The sequence below is a fragment of the Streptococcus infantis genome (assembly GCF_047463175.1).
Lineage (GTDB): Bacteria > Bacillota > Bacilli > Lactobacillales > Streptococcaceae > Streptococcus > Streptococcus infantis_AC.
The window spans coordinates 82,311-108,376 of record NZ_JASHEJ010000002.1 but is presented as its reverse complement, the minus strand read 5'-3'; the positions used below and the strand labels follow the sequence as shown (position 1 = coordinate 108,376).

28 protein-coding genes and 2 pseudogenes are annotated in these 26,066 nt (G+C 39.6%); 26 read left to right on the top strand and 4 right to left on the bottom strand.

Going from position 1 to position 26,066, the window contains the following annotated elements:
- Position 1: 1 nt before the first annotated feature.
- Entirely contained in the window at positions 2 to 946 is a 945-nt protein-coding gene (gene manA, locus QM859_RS04360) for a mannose-6-phosphate isomerase, class I (RefSeq protein WP_414262247.1), read from the top strand.
- A gap of 42 nt (positions 947 to 988) precedes the next feature.
- Here the strand turns inward: manA and QM859_RS04355 are convergent.
- Positions 989 to 2,330, bottom strand: a pseudogene (locus tag QM859_RS04355) (sodium-dependent transporter).
- A gap of 230 nt (positions 2,331 to 2,560) precedes the next feature.
- Here QM859_RS04355 and QM859_RS04350 point away from each other — a divergent pair.
- Positions 2,561 to 3,301, top strand: coding sequence for a MerR family transcriptional regulator (locus QM859_RS04350; protein WP_414262246.1), 741 nt, complete (start codon positions 2,561 to 2,563; stop codon positions 3,299 to 3,301).
- Positions 3,302 to 3,342: 41 nt separating this feature from the next.
- On the opposite strand, the gene QM859_RS04345 is transcribed toward QM859_RS04350, so the two are convergent.
- On the bottom strand, positions 3,343 to 4,518 hold the full coding sequence (locus QM859_RS04345) for a BaiN/RdsA family NAD(P)/FAD-dependent oxidoreductase (RefSeq protein WP_004252358.1): 1,176 nt from the start codon (positions 4,516 to 4,518) through the stop codon (positions 3,343 to 3,345).
- A gap of 56 nt (positions 4,519 to 4,574) precedes the next feature.
- Positions 4,575 to 5,420, bottom strand: coding sequence for a DegV family protein (locus tag QM859_RS04340; RefSeq protein WP_070677979.1), 846 nt, complete (start codon positions 5,418 to 5,420; stop codon positions 4,575 to 4,577).
- 124 nt (positions 5,421 to 5,544) lie between these two features.
- Between QM859_RS04340 and QM859_RS04335 the strand changes: the two genes are divergently transcribed.
- From QM859_RS04335 to QM859_RS04230, 22 genes and pseudogenes are all read left to right on the top strand, one after another.
- Positions 5,545 to 6,102: a TetR/AcrR family transcriptional regulator gene (locus QM859_RS04335; protein WP_004252362.1), complete on the top strand. Its 558-nt coding sequence runs from the start codon at positions 5,545 to 5,547 to the stop codon at positions 6,100 to 6,102.
- Positions 6,103 to 6,120: 18 nt separating this feature from the next.
- On the top strand, positions 6,121 to 6,588 hold the full coding sequence (locus QM859_RS04330; RefSeq protein WP_254724389.1) for a deoxycytidylate deaminase: 468 nt from the start codon (positions 6,121 to 6,123) through the stop codon (positions 6,586 to 6,588).
- Between the two features lie 88 nt (positions 6,589 to 6,676).
- Positions 6,677 to 7,306: a uracil phosphoribosyltransferase gene (gene upp, locus QM859_RS04325; protein ID WP_004252365.1), complete on the top strand. Its 630-nt coding sequence runs from the start codon at positions 6,677 to 6,679 to the stop codon at positions 7,304 to 7,306.
- A 160-nt stretch (positions 7,307 to 7,466) separates the two neighbouring features.
- Complete coding sequence (gene clpP / locus QM859_RS04320; RefSeq protein WP_000613459.1) at positions 7,467 to 8,057, top strand: ATP-dependent Clp protease proteolytic subunit ClpP; 591 nt, start codon at positions 7,467 to 7,469, stop codon at positions 8,055 to 8,057.
- 78 nt (positions 8,058 to 8,135) lie between these two features.
- Positions 8,136 to 8,405, top strand: coding sequence for a YlbG family protein (locus QM859_RS04315; protein ID WP_414262245.1), 270 nt, complete (start codon positions 8,136 to 8,138; stop codon positions 8,403 to 8,405).
- An 88-nt stretch (positions 8,406 to 8,493) separates the two neighbouring features.
- A complete protein-coding gene (locus QM859_RS04310; RefSeq protein ID WP_414262244.1) occupies positions 8,494 to 9,651 on the top strand; it encodes an ABC transporter substrate-binding protein in 1,158 nt (385 codons plus the stop codon).
- A 115-nt stretch (positions 9,652 to 9,766) separates the two neighbouring features.
- Entirely contained in the window at positions 9,767 to 10,636 is an 870-nt protein-coding gene (locus QM859_RS04305) for a branched-chain amino acid ABC transporter permease (protein ID WP_004252371.1), read from the top strand.
- A 3-nt stretch (positions 10,637 to 10,639) separates the two neighbouring features.
- Entirely contained in the window at positions 10,640 to 11,596 is a 957-nt protein-coding gene (locus tag QM859_RS04300) for a branched-chain amino acid ABC transporter permease (RefSeq protein WP_414262243.1), read from the top strand.
- Complete coding sequence (locus QM859_RS04295) at positions 11,596 to 12,360, top strand: ABC transporter ATP-binding protein (RefSeq protein WP_414262242.1); 765 nt, start codon at positions 11,596 to 11,598, stop codon at positions 12,358 to 12,360. Before QM859_RS04300 ends, QM859_RS04295 begins: the two co-directional genes overlap by 1 nt.
- Positions 12,360 to 13,070: an ABC transporter ATP-binding protein gene (locus QM859_RS04290; protein ID WP_006151996.1), complete on the top strand. Its 711-nt coding sequence runs from the start codon at positions 12,360 to 12,362 to the stop codon at positions 13,068 to 13,070. The genes QM859_RS04295 and QM859_RS04290 overlap by 1 nt, the downstream gene beginning before the upstream one ends.
- A 261-nt stretch (positions 13,071 to 13,331) precedes the next feature.
- A complete protein-coding gene (locus tag QM859_RS04285; RefSeq protein ID WP_006148127.1) occupies positions 13,332 to 13,988 on the top strand; it encodes a CBS domain-containing protein in 657 nt (218 codons plus the stop codon).
- Between the two features lie 129 nt (positions 13,989 to 14,117).
- Positions 14,118 to 14,408: a 30S ribosomal protein S6 gene (rpsF, locus tag QM859_RS04280; protein ID WP_002896497.1), complete on the top strand. Its 291-nt coding sequence runs from the start codon at positions 14,118 to 14,120 to the stop codon at positions 14,406 to 14,408.
- A gap of 11 nt (positions 14,409 to 14,419) precedes the next feature.
- On the top strand, positions 14,420 to 14,890 hold the full coding sequence (gene ssbA / locus QM859_RS04275) for a single-stranded DNA-binding protein SsbA (RefSeq protein WP_016466131.1): 471 nt from the start codon (positions 14,420 to 14,422) through the stop codon (positions 14,888 to 14,890).
- 31 nt (positions 14,891 to 14,921) lie between these two features.
- On the top strand, positions 14,922 to 15,161 hold the full coding sequence (gene rpsR, locus QM859_RS04270) for a 30S ribosomal protein S18 (protein ID WP_000068664.1): 240 nt from the start codon (positions 14,922 to 14,924) through the stop codon (positions 15,159 to 15,161).
- 262 nt (positions 15,162 to 15,423) lie between these two features.
- A pseudogene (locus QM859_RS04265) lies at positions 15,424 to 15,492 on the top strand (GNAT family N-acetyltransferase); the annotation flags it as partial.
- An 80-nt stretch (positions 15,493 to 15,572) separates the two neighbouring features.
- Positions 15,573 to 16,973 carry a bifunctional Cof-type HAD-IIB family hydrolase/peptidylprolyl isomerase gene (locus QM859_RS04260; RefSeq protein ID WP_414262241.1) on the top strand — a complete coding sequence of 467 codons (1,401 nt, stop codon included), beginning with the start codon at positions 15,573 to 15,575 and terminating at the stop codon, positions 16,971 to 16,973.
- 1 nt (position 16,974) lies between these two features.
- Positions 16,975 to 17,337 carry a S1 RNA-binding domain-containing protein gene (locus tag QM859_RS04255; protein WP_004252382.1) on the top strand — a complete coding sequence of 121 codons (363 nt, stop codon included), beginning with the start codon at positions 16,975 to 16,977 and terminating at the stop codon, positions 17,335 to 17,337.
- 48 nt (positions 17,338 to 17,385) lie between these two features.
- Positions 17,386 to 18,135: a tRNA1(Val) (adenine(37)-N6)-methyltransferase gene (locus tag QM859_RS04250; RefSeq protein ID WP_004252383.1), complete on the top strand. Its 750-nt coding sequence runs from the start codon at positions 17,386 to 17,388 to the stop codon at positions 18,133 to 18,135.
- On the top strand, positions 18,125 to 18,409 hold the full coding sequence (locus tag QM859_RS04245) for a GIY-YIG nuclease family protein (protein WP_414262240.1): 285 nt from the start codon (positions 18,125 to 18,127) through the stop codon (positions 18,407 to 18,409). Before QM859_RS04250 ends, QM859_RS04245 begins: the two co-directional genes overlap by 11 nt.
- 84 nt (positions 18,410 to 18,493) lie before the next feature.
- A complete protein-coding gene (locus QM859_RS04240; RefSeq protein ID WP_036755260.1) occupies positions 18,494 to 19,429 on the top strand; it encodes a manganese-dependent inorganic pyrophosphatase in 936 nt (311 codons plus the stop codon).
- Positions 19,430 to 19,492: 63 nt separating this feature from the next.
- On the top strand, positions 19,493 to 20,005 hold the full coding sequence (locus tag QM859_RS04235) for a YiiX/YebB-like N1pC/P60 family cysteine hydrolase (protein WP_414262239.1): 513 nt from the start codon (positions 19,493 to 19,495) through the stop codon (positions 20,003 to 20,005).
- Positions 19,989 to 20,639, top strand: a complete 651-nt coding sequence (locus QM859_RS04230; RefSeq protein ID WP_414262238.1) for a DUF1803 domain-containing protein — start codon at positions 19,989 to 19,991, stop codon at positions 20,637 to 20,639. The genes QM859_RS04235 and QM859_RS04230 overlap by 17 nt, the downstream gene beginning before the upstream one ends.
- 33 nt (positions 20,640 to 20,672) lie before the next feature.
- Here QM859_RS04230 and QM859_RS04225 read toward each other — a convergent pair whose 3' ends face one another.
- Positions 20,673 to 22,118: a UDP-N-acetylmuramoyl-L-alanyl-D-glutamate--L-lysine ligase gene (locus QM859_RS04225; RefSeq protein ID WP_414262237.1), complete on the bottom strand. Its 1,446-nt coding sequence runs from the start codon at positions 22,116 to 22,118 to the stop codon at positions 20,673 to 20,675.
- Between the two features lie 105 nt (positions 22,119 to 22,223).
- Between QM859_RS04225 and QM859_RS04220 the strand changes: the two genes are divergently transcribed.
- Both QM859_RS04220 and QM859_RS04215 read left to right on the top strand, forming a co-directional pair.
- The gene (locus QM859_RS04220) at positions 22,224 to 23,846 is read left to right on the top strand and encodes a putative polysaccharide biosynthesis protein (RefSeq protein ID WP_006155559.1); all 1,623 of its coding nucleotides are present in this window, start codon (positions 22,224 to 22,226) and stop codon (positions 23,844 to 23,846) included.
- Between the two features lie 201 nt (positions 23,847 to 24,047).
- Positions 24,048 to 26,006, top strand: coding sequence for a peptide ABC transporter substrate-binding protein (locus tag QM859_RS04215; RefSeq protein ID WP_414262236.1), 1,959 nt, complete (start codon positions 24,048 to 24,050; stop codon positions 26,004 to 26,006).
- The last annotated feature ends 60 nt before the right edge of the window (positions 26,007 to 26,066 follow it).

Below are 26,066 nucleotides of genomic sequence, written 5' to 3'. Positions count from 1 at the left end.
CATGTCAGAACCATTATTTTTACAATCAGTTATGCAAGAAAAAATTTGGGGAGGTACCAAGCTACGTGATGAGTTTGGTTACGACATCCCAAGTGAAAAAATCGGAGAATACTGGGCCATCTCAGCTCATCCAAATGGAGTGTCTAAGGTAGCCAATGGCCGCTTTGAAGGAACAGACCTTGCTACTTTGTATGCAGAACACCGTGAGTTGTTTGGCAACCGTCCAGAGCCTGTATTTCCACTCTTGACCAAAATCCTTGATGCCAATGATTGGCTCAGTGTTCAAGTTCATCCAGACGATGCCTACGGGTTAGAGCATGAAGGCGAACTTGGAAAAACAGAGTGCTGGTACATCATCGCAGCAGATGAAGGCTCAGAGATTATTTACGGTCACAATGCTAAGTCTAAAGAAGAACTCCGCCAGCAAATTGAAGATAAAAACTGGGATGCTTTGCTTACAAAAGTACCTGTTAAGGCAGGAGACTTCTTCTATGTACCAAGCGGAACCATGCACGCTATCGGTGCAGGCATCTTAATCCTTGAAACGCAACAGTCTAGTGATACCACCTACCGAGTTTATGACTTTGACCGTAAGGATGACAATGGCAACTTGCGTGAACTTCATCTTGAAAAATCAATCGACGTTTTGAATATTGGTGAGCCTGCAAATAGTCGTCCTGTGACTGTCAAAGCAGATGATTTGCGTTCAACTATACTTGTCTCTAATGATTTCTTTGCCGTTTACAAGTGGGAAATCACAGGAAAAGTTGAATTTGAGAAGACAGCTGATTACAGCTTGTTGAGCGTCTTGGCTGGTCAAGGGAAAGTGACTGTAGACGGAAAAGATTATCCAATTCAAAAAGGTAGTCACTTTATCTTACCAAGTGATGTTGAAGCTTGGACCTTGGAAGGGCAAGGTCTAGAATTGATTGTTAGCCATCCATAAAAAGAAAAGACTTGAGAGATATTCTCAAGTCCTTTTTTGTATTTACATAAATTGGGCGATAAAGACCACGATGATGATAATTGGAATGATGAAACGAAGAAGGAAAAGCCAGACTTGGAAAAGTCCTTGTTTCCATGGTGTTTCATCAAGATGAAGTTCCTCCATTGCCAGTGTTTTCTTGAAAATATAGCCTGTAAAAAGAGACAAGCAGAGAGCACCGAAAGGCATAAGGAGGTTGGAAACCAAGAAATCCATGGCGTCAAAGAAGGTCTTTCCGAAGATATGGACATCAGCCATCACACCATAGGATAGGGCCGAAGGGATACCAAAGACAAAAGTCAATACCCCTAAAATCATACTCCACTTAGCACGCTTACGATTGTCTTGGTTGGTGATGTTACCAACATTGATTTCAAGCATAACGACTGAGGAAGTTATCGTCGCAAAGAGGAAAAGCAAGAGAAAGAGAATATAGAAAATAGTACCAAAAGGCATATTGTCAAAGAGTTGCGGCAAAACAATAAAGAGGAGACTTGGTCCACCTTCAGATTGGATATTAAAGGCTGACATCGCAGGGAAAATCGCAAGCCCAGCCATGATCGATACAGAGATATTCAAGGCTACGATGGAAATTCCTGATTGGATCAGCTTAGTCTTCTTGTCTAGGTAGGAAGCGTAGGTCAGCATGGCTGTAACTCCAAGGGATAGGGCAAAGAAAGATTGACCCAGTGCATAGAGAAGTCCAGCACTTGTTAGTTTTGAAAAGTCAGGTTTGAGGAAGTAAACGACGCCTTCCATGGCATTTGGCAAGCTAAGAGAACGCCCGATAATAATGACAAAGATGATAAAAAGTAGGGGCATCATAACCTTAGAGGCTCTTTCAATTCCTTTTTGAACGCCGTGTGAAACAATGAAAATGTTCAAGAAGATAAAGGCTGCTTGGGCTCCTAAAGCAATAACTGGATTAGAAATGATGGACGAGAATTGCTGGGCATAATCTCCATTTCCGATTAGGTGGAATAATCTTCCAATCTCGATACCAAGGTATACCAGAATCCAACCCCCAATGACACTATAAAATGAGAGAAGGATGAAAAGAGCAAAGGCACCAATCCAACCAATAAAGTTGTACTTTTGATTGTTTCCAAGTTTGCCAAAGGTTTTGATTGCTGACACGCCAGCGCTTCGACCAAGGGCAAACTCAGCCAGTAGAAGAGGGAAACCAATTAAATTTGTCGAGATAAGAAAGACCAGTAAGAAACCTCCCCCCACCATTGGCAGCGGTCATATAAGGGAACTTCCAAACAGCTCCAAGACCAATAGCAGAACCAGCAGATGCAAGGATGAAGCCCAGTTTTGAGCCCCATTGCGATTTTTCAGACATCGTTAAAACTCCAATCTATTTTTAAAATAAGAAAAGGCTACTTGAATTATCAAATAGCCTTCTCTCAATTGCTCTTTTTAGCTTTATCTTTGATTGATAGACTTGATTATCCTATCATGATTTTTCAAGTCTGTCAAGAAAGCGATTTTCATGTTTTCATAAAAAATATGATAAAATACTTGACTCTACCCTAAGGTAAGGGGATATACTATTCATGTGAGGAGGAAATCATGTACCATATCAAAGAAGCTGCGCAACTTTCAGGTGTCTCCGTCAAGACCCTCTACCATTATGATAAGATAGGACTCTTGGTTCCGTTAAAATCAGAAAATGGCTATCGAACCTATAGTCAAGAGGATTTAGAACGACTTCAGGTTATCCTCTATTACAAGTATCTAGGCTTTTCTTTAGAAAAAATAGCAGAGCTATTAGAACAAGAAACTTCAGAGTTATTGCCCCATCTGATCAGGCAACTGGACTATCTGACTCGAGAAAGGCAACATCTAGACACCTTGATTTCAACCTTACAAAAAACCATTCAAGAACAAAAAGGAGAAATAAAAATGACCATTGAGGAAAAATTCACGGGATTTAGTTATCAAGACAATCAAAAATACCACCAAGAAGCGGTAGAGAAATATGGGCAAGAAGTTATGGATCAAGCCCTCGAGCGACAAAAGGGTCGTGAAGACGAGGCCACAGCCGCCTTCAACCAAATTTTTCAAGCCTTGGCACAAAACCTTCAAGCTGGTCTGCCTGCAACAGCGGCCGAAAACCAAGAGCAAGCTGCTAAACTCTTGCAAGCCATCCGTACTTATGGATTTGACTGCTCTATTGAGGTATTCGGTCATATCGGTAAAGGTTACGTCTACAACCCAGAGTTTAAGGAAAACATTGACAAATTTGGACCTGGAACAGCTCAATACACTTCAGATGTTATTGCCCACTATGTTAGAACTCAGACAAAATAAAAATCGGCGGAGTAATCTCTGCCGATTTCTTACTTTAAAGATTAATCATAATGCAGACTTCCTGCCACCCAGCCAGTACAGAGGGCAGAAGTGATGTTAAAGCCACCCGTGTGGGCGTTGATATCTAGGACCTCTCCTGCAAAGTGAAGGCCAGGAACCAGTTTGCTTTCCAGCGTTTTAGGATTGATTTCCTTGAGACTAATACCTCCTTTGGTAACAAAGGATTTAGCAAGGGACATTTTGCCAGTTACGGGAATTTTAAGAACTTTGATAGACTGGACAAGTTGGTCCCGTTCTTTTTCAGTTAGCTGTTTAACTTTTTCAGGGTATCCTTGCACAAAGAATTCTGCTAAGCGTTCTGGCAACAAAGATTTCAAGGCATTTTTTAAGGATTTTTCACGATTTTCTTCTAGAAATGCCACCAAGTCGCTCTCAGAAAGCTGAGGCAAAGTGTCTAAGGAAAGTATCTCACCACCCTTGACAAAGCTTGACATACGCAGGGCAGCAGGGCCTGACAAACCAAAGTGGGTAAAGAGCAAATCATGAGTAATGACGTGCTTGCTATAACTGAGGGTTACATCATCTAGGGAAATTCCCTGCAAGGCCTTATGAGGAAAATCTGTCAATAAGGGACTTTCAGCAGCTTCAAGCTCTGTAATGGTGTGCTTAAAATGGCGAGCAATCTCGTGGCCAAAACCAGTCGAACCAGTCGAAGGATAAGACTTACCACCTGTTGTGACGATGAGTTTATCACAAGTGAAGGTCTGGTCTGCTGATTTAAGGACAAACTGGTCGTCTATCTTTTTAACAGAAACAATCTCTGTTTGAGTGGCAATTTGCCCACCAAGTTCAATGATTTTCTTTTCCAAGGCTTCGATAATGGTTCGCGATTTATCGCTAGCTGGGAAGACACGTCCGTGGTCTTCAACCTTGAGTTTAACACCATTTTCCGTGAAAAAGTTGATGATATCATGGTTATCAAACTGGGAGAAGACACTGTAAAGAAATCGCCCATTTCCAGGGATGCCAGCTAGTAGGTCGTCTAAAGTGCCGTTGTTAGTCACATTGCAACGACCACCGCCAGTTCCAGCTAATTTTTTTCCAAGTTTCCGATTTTTTTCAATGAGAAGGGTTTTCTGCCCGTAAAAGCTACTGGAAATCGTAGCCATCATACCAGCAGGGCCCCCTCCGATGACAATAGTATCAAAATGTTTCATAAGAGTATTGTACCATAAAAAAACAAGAGATGATTAGACATCTCTTGTCAGATTTATTAGTTGATTTCGTATCCCATGAGGAGCCCGCCTTCTTCCGCATAGAAACTGCAGAGTCCAGAAGTTGGGATGATTCTAATGTCAGCTTGTGGGTATTTTTCTCGTAAGAGCTCTGAAAGCTGTTGGCAGAATTTGTCATTGCTACGATGAGCCATGACGATACGCCCACCAGCGTAGCCAGCTTTGATTAACTCTTCATAAGCAGCCTGAAGGGACTTTTTAGGACCACGAGCTTTTTGGAGGAGTTCTAAGGTTCCGGTTTCGCTTGCTTCTCCGACCATTCGAATATTTAGGAGCCCGACAACTGTACCGATAAGCTTACTCAATCGACCGTTTTTAACCAGGTTATCCACTTTAGCAAGAACGAACAACAACTTCGTTTTTTCTTGGTAAGTAGTAATCACTTCAACGACTTCTTCAAAAGAAAGTCCTTGGTTGATCAAATCATTAATCTTTTCGACGATTAGGTCAACTTCCCCACCAGCTGATAAGCTATCGATGACATGAATTTGAGTATCAGGGTGTTCTTCGAGATAGATATTCTTAGCTAATTGAGCACTATTGTGGCTACCAGAGAGAGTTCCAGTGATAGTCACTACAAAAATATGTTTGGCACCTTCGAATGCTCGTAAGTAATCATCAGGACTAGGGCAGGCTGATTTTGAAGCTTCAGAAGTCGCATACATAGTTTCCATCATCTTATCGATATCCAGATTGGCATCATCGACAAAGACTTGATCTGCTACCTGAATCTTTAAGGGAACACTGACAAATTCAGTATCAAAAGCAAGGTTTTCCAGCTGGCGATAATCACAACCAGAGTCAGCTACAATCTTCCAAGTCATAGAAATTCTCCATCTTTATCACTTATACATTGACAAAGGTTCTGTCTTTTTTTACAATTATATCATGAAAGCCCTTGAAACAAAAGTAGTACCTCTCTGTTGTCACAAGTAGAAAGAAATTGTTATGTCTGAACGTAAAATATCTGAAAAATCGCTTGAAAACCTTAGAAAATCAAATCAAGAATCTAATTTGCTAACCAGAGAAGCGATTGAAACAGCTCTTTTGCAACTCTTGGAGAAAAAGGAGTTGGCCAAGATTAGCATTTCTGAGTTAGTCAAGCGTGCTGGCGTTTCTCGTGCAGCTTTTTATCGAAACTATGATTCAAAAGAAGAGATTTTAGAAAGTGTCTTTAAACGTAGCGTTCATAACATCATGGAGCAATTGAGTCATTACGATGTTAAAACAGACCTTTATCTCGTATGGGTTCACCTCTTTAGAGAAGCCAAGAAAGAAGCCAAAGTTATTCAGCTTGCCCTAGACTATCACTTAGAAAAAATCTTTGTGCAAGCCATGCAAGAATTTCTAGAAAAATACTATGGAAAATCAAAAGGAGTCAGCTCTTACCTGCATTCTTTTTGGAGTTCGGCCATCGTATCGGTCTTGCTTAAATGGATCAAGGATGGGATGAAGGTTCCTGCTGAAAAAATCGCAGATCTACGCCTGCCATTTTTCAAAAAATAAAACATGAGGAGAAATGCTATGACAGAAAAAAGACTAGCTTGGGATGAGTATTTTGCTGCTCAAGCCCTATTGATTGCCAATCGCTCAACCTGTAAACGTGCCAAGGTAGGAGCAGTTTTAGTCAAGGATAACAAGGTTATTTCAACAGGTTATAATGGTTCTGTATCAGGAACAGAGCATTGTATCGATCATGACTGTCTGGTGATTGAAGGCCACTGTGTCCGCACTCTTCATGCAGAAGTGAATGCTATCTTACAAGGGTCAGAGCGTGGCGTTCCAAAAGGTTTCACAGCCTATGTCACTCATTTTCCATGCCTTAACTGTACCAAGCAGTTACTACAAGTAGGATGTGAGCGTGTGGTTTATATTAATCAATATCGCATGGACGATTATGCCCAATACCTTTATCAAGAAAAAGGGACAGAATTAACACATTTGCCACTTGAGACAGTTCAAGCAGCTCTTCAAGCAGCAGATTTGATCTAGAGTTATAAAAAAATAAATGGTTTAGAAAGATTTTTAAACCATTTTTTGGTATAATAAGAAGAATAAATTGAAAGAAGGAATTCAGAAAATGGGAAAACTTGAAGTTATTAATCATCCACTGATTCAACACAAATTATCAATCTTGCGTCGCACTGACACTTCTACAAAAGCTTTTCGTGAACTAGTAGACGAGATTGCAATGTTGATGGGATATGAAGTGCTTCGTGATCTTCCACTTGAAGATGTAGAAATCGAAACACCGATTACAAAAACAGTTCAAAAACAGTTGGCTGGTAAAAAATTGGCAATTGTCCCAATCTTGCGTGCAGGTATTGGTATGGTTGATGGACTATTGAGTTTGGTTCCAGCAGCAAAAGTTGGGCACATTGGTATGTACCGTGACGAAGAAACCCTTCAACCAGTAGAATACTTGGTAAAATTACCTGAAGATATTGACCAACGTCAAATTTTTGTAGTTGATCCTATGCTTGCAACAGGTGGATCAGCGATTTTGGCTGTTGACTCCCTCAAAAAACGTGGAGCTTCAAACATCAAGTTTGTCTGCCTTGTATCAGCTCCAGAAGGTGTGAAGGCACTTCAAGCAGCACACCCTGATGTAGAAATCTTTACAGCAGCTTTGGATGAACGCTTGAACGAACATGGTTACATCGTTCCAGGCCTTGGAGATGCTGGAGACCGCTTGTTCGGAACAAAATAAGATTCTAAAGTGACATTGAGACTATAGCCTAGTCTTAGTTTTGAAAGGAGGTTAAATTTTTGTATCTGTTAGTAGGATAGAGCAAAAATTTGACCTTTTTTGACCAAGGATATATAATAATCCTATTAACAAAGAAATTAGAAATCAAAAGGAGAAATGAATGATTCCTGTAGTTATTGAACAAACAAGTCGTGGAGAACGCTCGTATGACATTTACTCACGTCTTCTTAAGGACCGCATTATCATGTTGACTGGACCAGTCGAAGACAATATGGCAAACTCAGTTATCGCCCAATTACTTTTCTTGGATGCCCAAGATAGTACAAAAGATATTTACCTTTATGTAAACACTCCTGGAGGTTCTGTATCAGCTGGTTTGGCAATCGTTGATACTATGAACTTTATCAAGGCAGATGTCCAAACTATCGTTATGGGAATGGCAGCCTCAATGGGTACAATTATTGCTTCAAGTGGAGCAAAGGGTAAACGTTTCATGCTTCCAAATGCAGAATACATGATTCACCAACCGATGGGTGGTACAGGTGGTGGTACACAGCAAACCGATATGGCTATTGCTGCTGAACACTTGCTAAAAACTCGTAAGACTTTGGAGCAAATTCTTGCAGATAATTCTGGCAAATCAGTTGAGCAAATCCATGCAGATGCTGAACGTGATTACTGGATGAGCGCTCAAGAAACACTTGAATATGGTTTCATCGATGAAATCATGGCAAATAATTCATTAAACTAATAATCCTTAAAAGCAAACTCGACTGAGTTTGCTTTTTTTGGTATAATAGTAAGAAGATTGTTAGAAGGAAGTTGTAATATGTTTCAAAAAGAGAGTCGGTCTGGCCTGATTATCTACCTATACTATAATCGTGATGCAAAAAAGCTCGGTCATTATGGCGATATTTGTTACCACTCAAAAAAACACCGTTATCTGCAACTTTATGTCCCAACAGAAGAAGTGGAAGAACTGGTGAGCCGTTTAGGAAAAGAGAAATTTATCAAAAAAGTGAGACTTTGTCATATCCAAGAATTGGAAACTCCTTTTGTTGGTAGTCTATACAGAAATAGCGAAAACGTTATCATGTAAAAATCGCGATAAATGTATTGACAATTTTCTGATAATTCGGTATATTCTTAACATATAATTTAAATTGAATATTAAAAGGAGACAAATTATGAAGAAAAAATTTGCCTTATCACTTGTAGCTCTTGCAAGTGTAGCTGTTTTAGCAGCTTGTGGAGAAGTGAAGTCAGGAGCTTCAAACTCAACTGGTAACGAAATCGGCAAAGAACTAAAAATCGGTTTTAACTTTGAAAAAACTGGTGAAGTAGCAGCCTACGGTAGCGCTGAACAAAAAGGTGCTCAATTGGCCGTTGATGAAATCAACGCAGCTGGTGGTATCGATGGAAAACAAATCGAAGTTGTAGACAAAGATAACAAATCTGAGACAGCTGAAGCAGCTACCGTTACAACAAACCTTGTTACCCAATCAAAAGTGAACGCTCTTGTAGGACCTGCAACTTCAGGTGCCACTGCCGCAGCGGTTGCCAATGCTGGTAAAGCAGGTGTACCATTGGTAACCCCATCAGCAACTCAAGATGATTTGACAAAAGGTCAAGATTACCTTTTCCGTGCAACCTTCATCGATAGCTTCCAAGGACAAATTATTGCTAAATACACAACTGATAACTTGAAAGCGAAGAAAGTCGTTCTATACTACGATAACTCATCTGACTATGCTAAAGGGATTGCTGAATCTTTCAAGAAATCTTATAAAGGTGAAATTGTAGCGACAGAAACGTTCCAATCTAAGGATACAGATTTCCAAGCCGCACTTACAAAAATCAAAGATAAAGACTTCGATGCCATTGTCCTTCCAGGGTACTACACTGAAACTGGTAAAATTGTAAACCAAGCACGTGGTATGGGAATCAAACAACCAATCATCGGTGGTGATGGATTTAGTGATGCTAAATTCGTTGAACAAGCAACACCTGCTGCAGCTACAGACATCTACTACGTAGCTGGATTCTCTACTGAAGGTGAAATGACTGATAAAGCCAAGAAATTCGTAGAAGCTTATAAAGCGAAATACAACGAAGAACCTTCAACATTTGCAGCTCTTGCTTATGACTCAGTTTACCTTGTAGCTAATGCTGCAAAAGGTGCAAAAACTTCAGTTGATATCAAGAACAATCTTGCTAAAACACAAAACTTCGAAGGTGTTACAGGTCAAACAAGCTTTGATGCAGATCATAACACTGTGAAAACAGCCTTCATGATGACCATGAATAATGGTAAAGTAGATGCGGCAGAAGTCGTAAAACCTTAATTTTATAGATATCGTAAATGGGGAATGAGCTTTTACTCACTCCCTGTTTCGGTGTTTATAAAGGGATTATTTTTTTATAAAATCCTAAAAATAAAACTTAGAAAGAGTGAACCATATGCTTCAACAACTTGTCAATGGTTTAATCTTGGGTAGTGTCTATGCCTTGCTAGCCCTAGGTTATACTATGGTTTATGGAATTATCAAGCTTATTAACTTTGCCCATGGTGATATCTATATGATGGGTGCTTTCATGGGTTATTTCTTGATTAATGCCCTCCATTTAAATTTCTTTTTAGCCTTAATTTTGTCCATGATTGGTTCAGCTATTCTCGGTGTTATCATCGAGTTTCTAGCCTACCGTCCACTCCGACATTCAACTCGTATCTCTGTATTGATTACTGCTATCGGGGTATCCTTCTTGCTTGAGTATGGAATGGTCTATCTAGTAGGTGCCAATACACGTGCCTTCCCTCAAGCAATCCAAACAGTTCGTTATGACTTGGGTCCAATCAGTCTAACAAATATTCAATTGTTGATTTTGACAGTTTCGATTGTCTTGATGATTCTTTTGCAACTCATCGTGCAAAAAACAAAAATGGGGAAAGCTATGCGTGCCGTATCTGTAGATAGTGATGCAGCTCAATTGATGGGGATTAACGTAAACCGTACAATCAGTTTCACCTTTGCCTTAGGTTCAGCTCTTGCTGGTGCAGCAGGTGTCTTGATTGCCCTTTACTACAACTCTCTTGAACCATTGATGGGAATGACTCCAGGTATTAAATCATTCGTGGCTGCCGTTTTAGGTGGTATCGGTATTATTCCTGGTGCAGCTCTCGGAGGTTTTGTAATCGGACTATTGGAAACTTTTGCAACAGCCTTCGGAATGTCAGATTTCCGTGATGCTATCGTGTACGGAATCTTGCTATTGATCTTGATTGTTCGTCCAGCTGGTATCCTTGGTAAGAATGTGAAAGAGAAGGTGTAAACAATGAAAGAAAATTTAAAAGTTAATATTCTCTGGTTGCTCCTTTTGTTGCTTGGATATGGTGTGATTAGCTTATTAGTTTCGTTTGGTATTTTAAACCTTTTCCATATTCAGATTCTAGAACAAATTGGTATCAATATTATTCTTGCAGTAGGACTTAACCTTATCGTTGGTTTTTCTGGTCAATTTTCTCTTGGGCATGCTGGATTCATGGCTATCGGTGCCTATGCAGCAGCCATTATCGGATCAAAATCTCCAACCTATGGTGCATTCTTTGGAGCTATGTTGCTCGGTGCTATCATTGCTGGTCTGGTTGCCTTGGTAGTTGGAATTCCTACCCTTCGTTTGAAGGGGGACTACCTTGCAGTTGCGACACTTGGGGTTGCTGAAATTATCCGTATCCTAATCGTCAATGGTGGTGATTTAACAAACGGAGCTGCTGGTATCCTCGGTATTCCAAACTTTACTAATTGGCAAATGGTATACATTTTTGCCGTGATTACGACAATTGCAACGCTGAATTTCCTTCGTAGTCCAATCGGTCGTTTAACCTTGTCTGTTCGTGAAGATGAAATTGCAGCTGAATCTGTCGGGGTCAATACAACAAAAATCAAAATTATCGCATTTGTCTTTGGAGCTATGACTGCAAGTATTGCAGGTTCCCTTCAAGCTGGATTTATCGGTTCTGTTGTGCCAAAAGATTATAGCTTTATCAACTCTATCAACGTTTTAATTATCGTTGTATTTGGTGGATTGGGATCAATTACAGGAGCAATTGTAGCTGCGATTGTTCTTGGTATTTTGAATATGTTCCTTCAAGACGTGGCTAGCGTTCGTATGATTATCTATGCTTTGGCCTTGGTACTCGTTATGATTTTCAGACCAGGAGGTCTTCTTGGAACATGGGAGTTGAGCCTATTAAGACTCTTTAAAAAAGGTAAGAAGGAGGGACAAAACTAATGGCATTACTTGAAGTAAAACAGTTAACCAAGCATTTTGGTGGTCTGACAGCTGTTGGAGATGTAACTCTAGAATTGAACGAAGGTGAACTTGTTGGCCTGATTGGACCGAATGGTGCTGGGAAAACAACTCTCTTCAACTTGCTGACAGGAGTTTATGAACCAAGTGAAGGAACAGTAACCTTAGATGGTCACTTATTAAATGGTAAGCAACCTTATAAAATTGCTGCTCTTGGTTTAGGGCGTACCTTCCAAAACATCCGCCTCTTTAAAGACTTGACAGTTTTGGATAACGTTCTTATTGCATTTAGTAATCATCATGAACAACATGTTTTTGCAAGTTTCTTGCGCTTACCAGCTTTTTATAAGAATGAAAAAGAATTAAAAGCCAAAGCCTTAGAATTACTAAAAATCTTTGATTTAGATGGTGATTCTGAAACCTTAGCTAAAAACTTAGCCTATGGTCAACAACGTCGTTTGGAAATTGTTCGTGCCCTTGCAACAGAACCTAAAATCCTCTTCTTGGATGAGCCTGCAGCAGGTATGAACCCCCAAGAAACTGCAGAATTGACTGAGTTGATCCGTCGCATCAAGGATGAATTCAAGATCACCATCATGCTGATTGAACATGATATGAACTTGGTAATGGAAGTCACTGAACGTATCTATGTTCTAGAATACGGTCGTTTGATTGCTCATGGGACCCCAGATGAAATCAAGAACAATAAACGTGTTATCGAAGCTTATCTTGGAGGTGAAGCCTAATGTCTATGTTAAAAGTTGAAAACCTCTCAGTTCACTACGGTATGATTCAAGCTGTACGTGATGTGAGCTTTGAAGTTAATGAAGGGGAAGTTGTTTCACTTATCGGTGCTAATGGTGCAGGTAAAACAACCATCCTTCGTACCCTATCAGGACTTGTGCGCCCAAGTTCTGGTCGAATTGAATTTTTGGGACAAGAAATCCAAAAAATGCCTGCACAGAAGATTGTGGCATCAGGACTTTCTCAAGTACCAGAAGGACGTCATGTCTTCCCTGGTTTGACTGTTTTGGAAAACTTGGAGATGGGAGCCTTTCTTAAGAAAAATCGTGAAGAGAATCAAGCAAATTTGAAGAAAGTCTTCTCTCGTTTCCCTCGTTTGGAAGAACGTAAAAATCAAGATGCGGCTACTCTATCTGGTGGTGAACAGCAGATGCTTGCCATGGGACGTGCACTCATGTCAACGCCTAAACTACTTTTATTAGATGAACCATCAATGGGGCTTGCGCCAATCTTTATCCAAGAAATTTTTGATATCATCCAAGATATTCAAAAACAAGGGACAACAGTTCTCTTGATTGAGCAAAATGCTAATAAAGCACTAGCTATCGCTGATCGAGGATATGTTCTTGAGACAGGAAAGATTGTCCTATCAGGAACAGGAAAAGAACTCGCAGCATCAGATGAAGTCAGAAAAGCATATCTAGGTGGCTAAAAAGGTCTGGGGGACCTTTTTAGTCGGCGGATAAAAATTGCGTCAGCAATTAACATCTAGTCTGGGGGACCTTTTTAGTCGGCGGATAAAGATTGCAAAGCAATCATACAATCTACATAAGTATAAGATTAAGGGCTCTAAGTTGAGCTCTTTTTCGTAAAGTCCTTCAGATTTTTCTGAATCTTGAAAAAGAAATGAAAGCGTTTGATAGCTTTCCGTAAAAAGTGTATAATAAAACTATAAACATAAAGGAGATTTCCTATGGCAGTTAAAGATTTTATGACACGCAAGGTCGTTTATATCAGTCCTGATACAACTGTTGCACACGCAGCAGATTTGATGCGCGAACAAGGCTTGCACCGTCTCCCTGTTATTGAGAATGATAAATTAGTAGGCTTGGTAACAGAAGGGACAATCGCTGAAGCTAGTCCTTCAAAAGCGACTAGTCTTTCAATCTTCGAGATGAATTATCTACTTAATAAGACAAAAGTAAAAGACGTCATGATTCGAGATGTTGTTACTGTCTCAGGCTATGCAAGTTTAGAAGATGCAACTTATCTCATGCTTAAAAATAAGATTGGTATTTTGCCAGTTGTTGACAACGGACAATTGTATGGAGTCATTACAGATCGTGATGTATTCAGTGCCTTTCTTGAAATCGCTGGATATGGTGAAGAAGGAATCCGTGTTCGTTTTATCACAGAAAATGAAGTTGGAGTTTTAGGTAAGATTGTTTCTTTAATCGTTGAGGAAAATCTTAATATCTCTCATACCGTTAATATTCCACGTAAGGATGGTAAAATTGTTATTGAAGTACAAATTGAGGGAAGCATTGATCTTTCATCATTGAAAAAGAAATTCGAGGATGAAAATATTCTCGTAGATGAAATTACAAAAACTTCTGCAAAAAAACTCTAAAAAGAAAAATATAACTTACTTTAAGCTTGCGAAAAAAATTTTTTTCTAGTATAATAGTTTATTGTGAGCAAACCTCACTTACCCCATGCAATGACTTGGGGTCATTAGACCAAAAGGAGGAACATATCAATGGCTAAATACGAAATTCTTTATATCATTCGTCCAAACATTGAAGAAGAAGCGAAAAACGCTTTGGTAGCACGTTTTGACTCTATCTTGACTGACAACGGTGCAACTGTTGTTGAATCAAAAGATTGGGAAAAACGTCGTCTTGCATACGAAATCCAAGATTTCCGTGAAGGACTTTACCACATCGTTAACGTTGAAGCAAACGACGACGCAGCTCTTAAAGAGTTTGACCGTCTTTCAAAAATCAACGCTGACATTCTTCGTCACATGATCGTCAAACTTGACGCGTAAGAAGGTAGATTATGATTAACAATGTTGTACTTGTAGGGCGTATGACACGTGACGCTGAGTTACGTTATACCCCATCAAATGTAGCAGTTGCGACTTTTACTCTTGCAGTAAACCGTACATTCAAGAGTCAAAATGGCGAACGTGAGGCTGATTTTATCAATGTCGTTATGTGGCGCCAACAGGCTGAAAATCTTGCTAACTGGGCTAAAAAAGGCTCTCTTGTCGGGATTACAGGTCGTATTCAGACTCGTAGTTACGATAACCAGCAAGGACAACGTGTCTACGTGACAGAAGTCGTAGCTGAGAATTTCCAAATGTTGGAAAGCCGTAGTGCTCGTGAAGGACAAAGTGGTGGAGCTTATTCTGCACCAACTGCCAGTCATTCAGCACCTACAAATTCAGTACCAGACTTTTCACGTGATGAAAATCCATTTGGATCAACCAATCCTTTGGATATTTCAGATGATGATTTACCATTCTAATGGACAATTAATACTATAAAGGAGAAAAAACATGGCTCAACAACGTCGTGGCGGATTCAAACGCCGTAAAAAAGTTGATTACATCGCAGCAAATAAAATTGAATATGTTGATTACAAAGATACTGAGCTTCTTAGCCGTTTCGTTTCAGAACGTGGGAAAATCCTTCCACGTCGTGTAACTGGAACTTCAGCTAAAAACCAACGTAAAGTAACAACAGCTATCAAACGCGCTCGCGTAATGGCTTTGATGCCTTTCGTAAACGAAGATTAAAGAAAAGACCCTTATGGGTCTTTTTTTCACGAGCATTGAAATGTGAGAGCGAGTTGAGGTCCGGTGGACCTCTTTTTCATGAGCTTGAAAATAAGAAAGCGAATTAAGATCCCGACGGGTCTTTTTTTCACGAGCATTGAAATGTGAGAGCGAGTTGGGGTCCGGTGGACCTATTTTTCATGAGATAGTTTTTTTTGACCTTGGCGTGCTATAATGGTAATAGAAAGAGTAAAGGTGGGTAAGTCAAAGATGAATTGTACGATTGGAAATGAATGCAACTAGCCAAAATAATGATGATTTAGTTTTGTATCTAGTAAAGGAATTTGGATAAGAGACAAGGATTTTATTGGGGATGTGGGATTTCTCTACTTTATGGTATAATGGAAAGAGTGAATTGAAGGAGGTATTATAATGGATGCCAAGTTAAGATACAAGGCTAAGAAGATTAAAATTATCTTTTTTGATATAGATGATACTTTACGAAATTCAAAGACAGGTTTTATTCCTAGTACTATTCCAACGATTTTTAAACAATTACGTGAAAAAGGAATTTTAACAGGAATCGCGTCTGGACGAGGCATTTTTGGTGTTGTTCCAGAGATTCGTGATCTCAAGCCTGACTTTTTTGTAACTTTGAATGGTGCTTATATTGAGGACAAAAAGGGCAATGTCATTTATAGTAACAAAATTGCTAAAGATAAGGTTGAAGAATATATTACTTGGACCAAAGAAGTTGGGATTGATTATGGTTTGGTGGGAAGCCAAGCTGCTAAACTATCAAGGCGAACAGAGATGATTAGCCAGGCGATAGACCCGATTTATCCTGATTTAGAGGTGGACCCTGATTTTTACCAAAAAGAAGATATTTATCAGATGTGGACCTTTGAGGAGCAGGGTGATGACCTTGTCTTGCCTGATACTTTGGCATCGACTTTACGTATGGTACGTTGGCATGAACATTCGTCAGATGTGGTGCCTATTTCTGGTTCTAAGGCAGCTGGAGTTGCCAAAGTAGTAGACCAATTAGGTCTTAAACCTGAAAATGTGATGGTTTTTGGGGACGGACTTAACGATTTAGAGCTCTTTGATTATGCAGGTATTAGTGTCGCTATGGGTGTTTCTCATGAAAAAATCAAAGAAAAAGCAGATTATATTACAAAAACATTAGAAGAAGATGGCATCTTTGATGCCTTAGAAGGATTTGGTATGGTAGAAAAAGAATTACATTTTCCACAAGTAGACATTGAAACAGTAGAAGGTCCAATTGCGACTATTAAGACCAATCACGGAGACTTGCGTATTAAGCTCTTCCCTGAACATGCTCCTAAAACAGTAGCCAACTTTATTGCTCTGTCAAAAGATGGTTACTATGACGGTGTGATTTTCCACCGTATTATTAAAGATTTTATGATTCAAGGTGGAGACCCAACTGGAACCGGTATGGGTGGAGAGTCTATCTATGGAGAATCTTTTGAGGATGAGTTTTCAGAAGAACTTTACAATGTCCGCGGAGCCCTTTCTATGGCTAATGCTGGGCCAAATACAAATGGCAGCCAGTTCTTTATCGTGCAGAATCAACACTTGCCATATTCTAAGAAAGAAATTGCTCGTGGTGGTTGGCCAGAGCCAATTGCGGAGATTTATGCAGAACAAGGTGGAACTCCTCACCTAGACCGTCGTCATACTGTATTCGGTCAACTTGCGGATGAAGCTTCTTATGAAGTTCTGGATGCAATTGCAGGTGTCGAAACAGGTGCAATGGACAAGCCAGTTGAAGATGTCGTAATTGAAACTATTGAAATTGAGGACTAAAATGAAAATCGGTGATAAGCTAAATGGCCGTATTACTGGGATTCAGCCCTATGGAGCTTTTGTTGAGTTAGAAACAGGAGTGACAGGCCTGATTCATATTTCGGAGATTCGGACAGGATTTATCGAAAATATTTACGAGGTTTTAAAAATCGGTGATGAAGTCCAGGTACAAGTAGTAGATTTTGACGAATATACAGGGAAGGCTAGCCTTTCCATTCGTACCTTGGAAGAAGAAAAACATCAACTTCCTAGACGGAGACGTTTTTCGAATGATCGCATCAAACATGGATTCGCGCCGCTTGGTCGCATGATGCCTGTTTGGACACGAGAAGCCTTGGAACATTTAAAGAAAAACAGTAATTGATATCCCTCAAATCATTGTGATGTTATTATATTTTGCTATAATGGAAGTATGAACGAAGAACAATTATTAAAAACAGGAGAGCGCATTAATCAACTCTTCTCTACAGATATCAAGATTATTCAAAATAGAGAGGTTTTCAGCTATTCGGTGGATAGTGTACTTTTGTCACGCTTTCCTCGTTTTCCGAAAAATGGTTTGATAGTAGATTTCTGTGCGGGCAATGGAGCTGTTGGACTGTTTGCCAGTAGCCGAACCAAGGCTAAAATTCTATCTGTAGAAATTCAGGAACGTCTTGCTGATATGGCTGAACGCTCAGTACGTTTAAATGGGCTGGACGGACAGATGCAGGTCATCTGTGATGATTTGAAGAATATGCCTAGTCATATTCAGGGGAGCAAGGTTGATTTGATTTTATGCAATCCGCCTTATTTTAAAGTGGATCCAAATTCTAATCTGAATGAAAGTGAGCATTACCTTTTAGCTCGGCATGAAATTACAACCAATCTTAAGGAAATCTGTCGTAGTGCCCAGAGTATTCTCAAATCAAATGGACGTTTGGCAATGGTTCATCGTCCTGATCGATTATTAGATATCTTAGCTACGCTCCAACAGCATAATCTGGCTCCAAAACGTCTGCAATTTGTTTATCCTAAACGGGAGAAGGAAGCTAATATGCTTTTGATTGAAGCTATCAAGGACGGCTCCACTAGTGGTTTTAAGGTTTTACCACCACTCATTGTTCATAATAGTGATGGTACTTATACACCAGAAATTCAAGAGATTTACTATGGATCATAAGGCTTATATGTATGTGGTAGAGTGCCGTGATGGTTCCTACTATACAGGCTATACAACAGATGTGAAGAAAAGAATTGCCGTGCACAATAGCGGTAAAGGAGCCAAGTATACACGAGCTCGCTTGCCAGTAAAACTCATCTTTGCGGAAGGTTTTGACAGCAAGGAAGATGCCATGTCTGCTGAAGCTCTTTTCAAGCGCAAGACACGCATGCAAAAAGAACATTATCTCAAAGAGTGTCAAAATAAGAATTTAGTCGATGCTTTTGATATGTAATGAGGAGTCCTTTGGCTCCTCTTATTTTTGTCAAAAATTGAAAAAAATGCTACAATAAAGAGAATAAAGAAACGAGGTATTATCATGTCTAAGATTCTAGTATTTGGTCACCAAAATCCAGACTCAGATGCTATTGGTTCATCTGTAGCTTTTGCTTACCTTGCAAAAGAAGCTTACGGTTTGGATACAGAAGCGGTTGCTCTTGGAACTCCAAATGAAGAAACAGCTTTCGTCTTGAACTATTTTGGTGTAGAAGCACCGCGCGTGATCACATCTGCTAAAGCAGAAGATGCAGAGCAAGTCATCTTAACAGACCACAATGAATTCCAACAATCTGTTTCAGATATCGCTGAAGTAGAAGTTTACGGTGTGGTGGACCACCATCGTGTGTCTAACTTTGAAACTGCCAGCCCACTTTACATGCGTTTGGAACCAGTTGGATCCACATCTTCTATCGTATACCGCATGTTCAAAGAACATGGTGTAGCTGTTCCAAAAGAAATCGCAGGTTTGATGCTATCAGGTTTGATTTCAGATACTCTTCTTTTGAAATCTCCAACCACTCACCCATCAGATAAAGTCATTGCTCCTGAATTGGCTGAATTGGCTGGTGTAAACTTGGAAGAATACGGTCTTGCCATGCTCAAGGCTGGTACAAACTTGGCAAGCAAATCTGCTGAAGAATTGATTGATATCGATGCCAAGACATTTGAACTCAACGGAAACAATGTTCGTGTGGCTCAAGTGAATACAGTTGATATTGCTGAAGTCTTGGACCGCCAAGCTGAAATCGAAGCAGCCATCCAAGCCGCAAATGCAGCTAACGGCTACTCTGACTTTGTCTTGATGATTACAGACATCGTCAACTCAAACTCAGAAATTTTGGCTCTTGGTGCTAATATGGACAAGGTAGAAGCAGCTTTCAACTTCAAACTTGAAAACAACCACGCTTTCCTTCCAGGTGCTGTTTCACGTAAGAAACAAGTGGTACCACAATTGACTGAAAGCTTTAATGCATAATCATAGATGGGGAAGCCCATTGTTAAAAAGGAGTTTCGGCTCCTTTTTTTCTAGGAGAGAAAGATGTTAGAAAATGGCGATTTGATTTTTGTGAGAGAAGATACAGAAATGGGGCAGGCTATCCAGGAATCTACTGGTCACTATAGCCATGTGGCCATCTTTTTGGACGGACAGGTCTATCATGCTACGGTGGAAGGTGGTGTTCTTGCTCAGTCTCCTGAGGAATTCTTTGAACACGGGAAAGTCTATGACCTTTATTGCTATGAGCAGATTGATTGTACAGAGGTCAAAAAGCGAGCAGAGAGTCTTTTAGGGGCTCCCTACAATGCGTCCTTTTATCCAGATGGAGATGGTTTCTATTGTTCCCAGTATATAGCAGAAATTCTCCCTATTTTTGAGACCATTCCCATGAAGTTTGGGGATGATACACAGGAAATCAGTGATTTCTGGAAAGACTATTATCGAGAGTTGGGTCTTCCTGTACCTCTGAATCAGCCTGGCACTAACCCGAGTCAATTAGCAGCATCACCACTTTTAGTTTGTAAAGAAAGGAATCTTCATGATTCAGATTTTTAATCCATCTCGCTTGACGCGACAACCATTCTTTAGAGATTTGGTAGACTATCTTGATCAGCATGATGATGTTATCCTCCGTGAAATCAAGGCTCAGTTTCCAGAGATACCAGTTGATAAGTTTTTGGAGGAATACATTAAAGCGGGTTTGATTTTGAGAGAGAATAAACGCTATTATCTCAATCTCCCATTTCTAGAATCTACAGAATTTCTTGAACTAGACCAAGAAGTCTTTGTGAGCGATGATAGTCCTGTTTATCAAGAAATCCTGGAGAAAGATTTTAAGACAGAATTGCGCAATCAAACCAATGCGGCTATCCTAGAAGAACACACCGATTTTGCAAGGGAAAAGATGACCTTGTCTAATTACTTCTACAAGGTCAAGTTCCAGTATCCACTGACGGAAGAACAGCAGAGACTGTATGAAATTTTAGGGGATGTCAATCCTGAGTATGCTCTCAAGTACATGACTACTTTTTTGCTCAAGTTCCTCAAAAAAGATCAGCTCATGCAGAAACGAACTGATATCTTTGTTGATAGTCTAGTCTTATTAGGCTACATTGTTCAAAATGAAGATGGGAAGTATGAGTTGGCTGTAGAATTTGATAAAGAACGATTCATTTTTATAAAAAAATAAGGCTAGGATATTTCCTAGCCTTCTTTAAATATACTATAGATAACGTTCTGCAACAGCAGCATCACCTGGATAGTCTTCTTTCTTACCTTGGATGATTTGGTAGCAGTCAGCTCCTTTACCAGCGATAATGACAGCATCCAGTTCTTGAACTGTAACAGACATCGCAGCCTTGATAGCTTGCTCACGGTCAGCAATCTTTTCAACAGGACGATGGATGTAGCTACTAATTTCATCAGCAATGGCCATTGGATCTTCATAGTTTGGATCGTCAGCCGTAAGGAATACTTGAATTTCAGGATGTTGATCGAGGAGAAGTCCAAAGTCCTTGCGACGGCTTTCTCCCTTGTTTCCTGTTGATCCGAGTACTAAAGCAATCTTTCCAGTCTGATGTGTTTCAACGACTGAGATCAATTTCTTCAAGCTATCACCATTATGGGCGTAGTCGATGAAAACTTTAGCGCCATTTTTCTGAGTGAGAACTTCCATACGGCCAGGGACACGAGTAGTACCAATCCCTTTTTTAATGTCTTCAAGACTAGCACCTAAACGAAGGCAGGCAAGTCCAGCAGCCACGGCATTTTCTTGGTTAAAATGTCCAATCAACTGGATATCATAATCTCCAGCTAATTTACCAGTAGCTGAGAAGCTAAAGGCTTTGGAGTTTTCGATTTGGTTATCAGATTGGCTACCGTAGAAGTCATGCTCTTGGTTCTCAACTTGTTCTTTTAGAACAGAGAAGTGGTCCATATCGCTATTAATGACAACTGCTCGGCTATTTTTCATCAAGAGACGTTTATGGTAGAAGTAGTCTTCAAAAGTTGGATGTTCAATAGGACCAATATGGTCAGGACTGATATTGAGGAACACTCCTACATCAAAAGTGAGGCCGTAGACTCGTTTCACCAAGTATGCTTGACTGGAAACTTCCATAATCAGGTGGCTTCTTCCATTATCAACTGCCTGCGCCATCATGTCAAAGAGATCGATGCTTTCAGGTGTTGTCAGAGCAGATTTAAAGAAAGTCTTACCGTCCAAAGTCGTATTCATAGTTGATAACATAGCTGGACGATGTTGCTGATTTAAGATATTGTAAGCGAAGTAAGCTGCCGTAGTTTTTCCTTTAGTACCAGTGAAAGCAAGGATTTTCAATTTTTCCTGAGGGTTGCCATAAAACTCCATGGCAATCAAACTCATAGCTTTTTTAATATCGCTAACGACGATAACAGGAATGGCTACTTCGTAATCCTGCTCGGCTACATACCAACCGAGTCCTTGTGAGATTGCCGAAAGAAGAAATTCCTTCTTAAAAGCAGCTCCTTTTACAAAAAAGAGGCTATTATCTTTTGCTTTTCGGCTATCATAGCAGATGCTATCAAAAGTTACATCATTAAAATTATAGTGGTAATGTCCTTGGTCGATAATCTCACGGAAGAGATCGTCTTTCTTTAAAATATCTAATATAGTTTCAATCTTTATCATACTTTCTATTGTAAACTGAAAGTCTGAATTTTACAAGTAACAAGGAAAAGTTTATAATGGAAGATAAGGAACTTTTCCTAGTGATTAAAATTGAATGAGGAAGTTATGTCTAACGAAAATAATCATCAGCAGGCCCAGATGTTACGCGGGACTGCCTGGCTTACAGCTAGTAACTTTATCAGTCGCTTGCTCGGGGCTATTTACATTATCCCTTGGTATATTTGGATGGGCACATATGCTGCTAAGGCTAATGGTCTCTTTACTATGGGTTACAATATCTATGCTTGGTTCTTGTTGATTTCGACAGCAGGTATCCCAGTGGCGGTCGCTAAGCAGGTCGCTAAATACAATACCATGCATGAGGAAGAACATAGTTTTGCCCTGATTCGAAGCTTCTTAGGCTTTATGACTGTATTGGGACTTGCCTTTGCTTTGATCTTATATCTCTTTGCACCTTGGTTGGCTGATCTTTCGGGTGTCGGGAAGGATTTGATTCCCATTATGCAGAGTCTAGCTTGGGCTGTCTTGATTTTCCCGTCTATGAGTGTTATCCGTGGATTTTTCCAAGGAATGAATAATCTAAAGCCTTATGCCATGAGTCAAATTGCTGAGCAGGTTATCCGTGTGATTTGGATGCTCTTAGCAACCTTTATCATCATGAAGCTCGGTTCAAAGGATTATCTATCAGCTGTTACCCAATCTACCTTTGCTGCTTTTGTGGGAATGGTAGCTAGTTTTGCAGTCTTGCTTTATTTCCTTTATAAGGAAGGATTGCTCCAAAAAGTTTTTGAGACACGAGATAAGATTGATAGTAAGAGTCTTTTGGTTGATACGATTAAGGAAGCTATTCCTTTTATCTTGACTGGTTCTGCTATTCAGCTTTTCCAAATCTTGGACCAAATGACCTTTATCAATAGCATGAAGTGGTTTACCAACTATAGTAATGAAGACTTAGTTGTCATGTTTTCTTATTTCTCTGCCAATCCTAATAAAATCACTATGATTTTGATTTCAGTTGGAGTTTCGATTGGTAGTGTAGGATTACCACTTTTAACTGAGAACTATGTAAAGGGTGATTTACCAGCAGCTTCTCGCTTGGTGCAAGATAGTATCACCATGCTCTTCCTATTCCTCTTACCTGCAACAGTTGGAGTAGTTATGGTAGGAGAACCACTCTATACAGTCTTTTACGGTAAGCCAGATGGCTTGGCTATGGGCTTATTTATCTTTGCGGTCTTGCAATCAACTATCCTCGGTTTATACATGGTCTTATCACCAATGCTTCAGGCTATGTTCCGTAACCGCAAGGCAGTCTTGTATTTTGTTTATGGCTCAATTGCTAAGATTGTTCTACAATTACCATCGATAGCTATTTTCCATAGTTATGGTCCTCTCATTTCAACGACTATCGGTCTTATCATTCCGAATGTCTTGATGTATCGTGATATCTGTCAGGTTACAGGTGCGCGTCGAAAGATTATTCTGAAGAGAACAATCTTAGTCACTATTTTGACTCTAGTTATGTTTATTCTAGTAGGACTCTTGCAATGGATTATTGGATTTGTCTTCCAACCAACTGGACGTTTCTGGAGTTTCCTATATGTCGCCTTAATTGGTACAATCGGTGGCGGGCTTTACGGAGTTATGTGTCTCTATACTCGTCTCTTGGATAAGGTTATTGGACAGGAAAAAGCAAATCAGTTACGAGCACGATTAAAATTATCATAAAAATTTATAAATAAAATGAATAATTTGAACTTTTCTATCCGAAAAAGTTTAGATTGTTCATTTTTTTATTTTAAAAATAGGATAAAATATAAAATTAGTAGAAAAAAATCTATAATTTGGTAAAAATTAGATAAAATCGCTTGACTAAAAAAAACAATAGCTGTATAATGATACAAATATTTAAATTTGGAGGTTCTGTTTATGAAAAAGTCTAAGGCAAAATATCTGACGCTGGCAGGCATTGTCCTAAGTGCAGGTCTGCTATTGGCGGCTTGTAGCAACTCAGCTAGTTCTACTAAAACATACAACTATGTATATAGTAGCGATCCATCTAGTCTAAACTATCTCTTAGAGAATCGTGCAACAACAGGTGATGTTGTGACAAACTTGGTAGATGGTTTGATGGAAAATGACCAGTATGGAAATTATATTCCTTCATTGGCAGAAGATTGGACTGTATCCCAAGATGGTTTGACTTATACTTACAAACTTCGTAAGGACGCCAAATGGTATACAGCAGATGGTGAAGAGTATGCACCAGTGACAGCACAAGATTTTGTAACTGGTTTGAAATATGCTGCGGATAAAAAATCTGAAGCTCTCTATCTAGTTCAAGATTCTGTTGCTGGCTTGGATGACTATATCAACGGAAAAACAACAGACTTTTCAACAGTTGGTGTAAAGGCTATTGACGACCAAACTGTCCAATATACCTTGACTCACCCAGAAACTTACTGGAACTCAAAAACAACTGCGACTATTCTGTTTCCAGTCAATGCAGACTTCTTGAACTCAAAAGGGGATGATTTCGGTAAAGTGGATCCAGCAAATATCTTGTATAATGGTCCATTTATTCTCAAATCATTCACATCTAAATCTGTCATGGAATACAAGAAAAATCCAAATTACTGGGATGCAAAAAATGTATTCGTAGATGAAGTGAAGTTGACTTACTACGATGGAAGCGACCAAGATGCCTTGGCACGTAACTTCATGGAAGGAGTATACAGCTACGCACGTCTCTATCCAAATAGTTCGAGCTTTGAAGGAATTAAGGAAAAGAATAAAGATAATATTATTTACAGCATGCAAGATGCGACATCCTACTATTATAACTTTAACCTAGATAGACAATCTTATAACCATACTTCAAAAACAACTGATGCTGAAAAGACAGCCCAACAAGAAGCAGTTTTGAATAAATCATTCCGTCAGGCTATCAACTTTGCCTATGACCGTACTGCTTATGGTGCCCAATCTCAAGGGGAAGATGGAGCAACTAAGATTATCAGAAACTTGCTCGTTCCACCATCATTTGTAACACTTGATGGTAAAGATTTTGGTGATGTCGTAGCTTCTAAGATGGTCAATTACGGTCAAGTATGGCAAAATATGAACTTCGCTGATGCCCAAGATGCTTACTACAATGCCGATAAGGCCAAAGAAGTTTTTGCTCAAGCCAAGAAAGAATTGGAAGCCAAAGGTGTTCAATTCCCAATTCACCTGGATTTACCGGTTGACCAAACCTTTAAGAAGGGGGTGTTAGAGGCAAGTTCTTTCAAACAGTCTATTGAATCTGTTCTAGGTGCAGATAATGTCGTTATCGATATTCAAATGCTGACTACTGAGGAAATGGATAGTATTGGTTATCTAGCGAATACAGCTGCACAAAAAGACTATGACCTTTATAACGGTGGTTGGGGACCAGACTACCAAGACCCATCAACTTACCTTGATACTCTAAGTTTAACAAGTGGTGGCTCATTGCAAAATCTTGGTCTAGAACCTGGTGAAACCAATGCCAAAGCAACAGCTGTTGGTTTGGATGTCTATACTAAGATGTTGGAAGAAGCCAATGCTGAACAAGATTTGAACAAACGTTATGATAAATACGCTGAAACACAAGCTTGGTTGGTGGATAGCTCTCTAGCAATTCCAAACGTTTCTAAAGGTGGAACACCTACATTGAGAAAAACAGTTCCATTCTCTGCCGCCTTCTCTCAAGCTGGTAATAAGGGTGTTGAATCCTACAAATACGTGAAATTGCAAGATAAGATTGTCACAACAGCTGAGTATGAAGAAGCTAGACAAAAATGGCTGAAAGAAAAAGAAGAATCTAATAAAAAAGCCCAAGAAGATTTTGCTAAACACGTTAAGTAATCAGTCTATTCAACAGGAAAAACGATAGTTTCTCAGGAAGCTATCGTTTTTATATAGTTT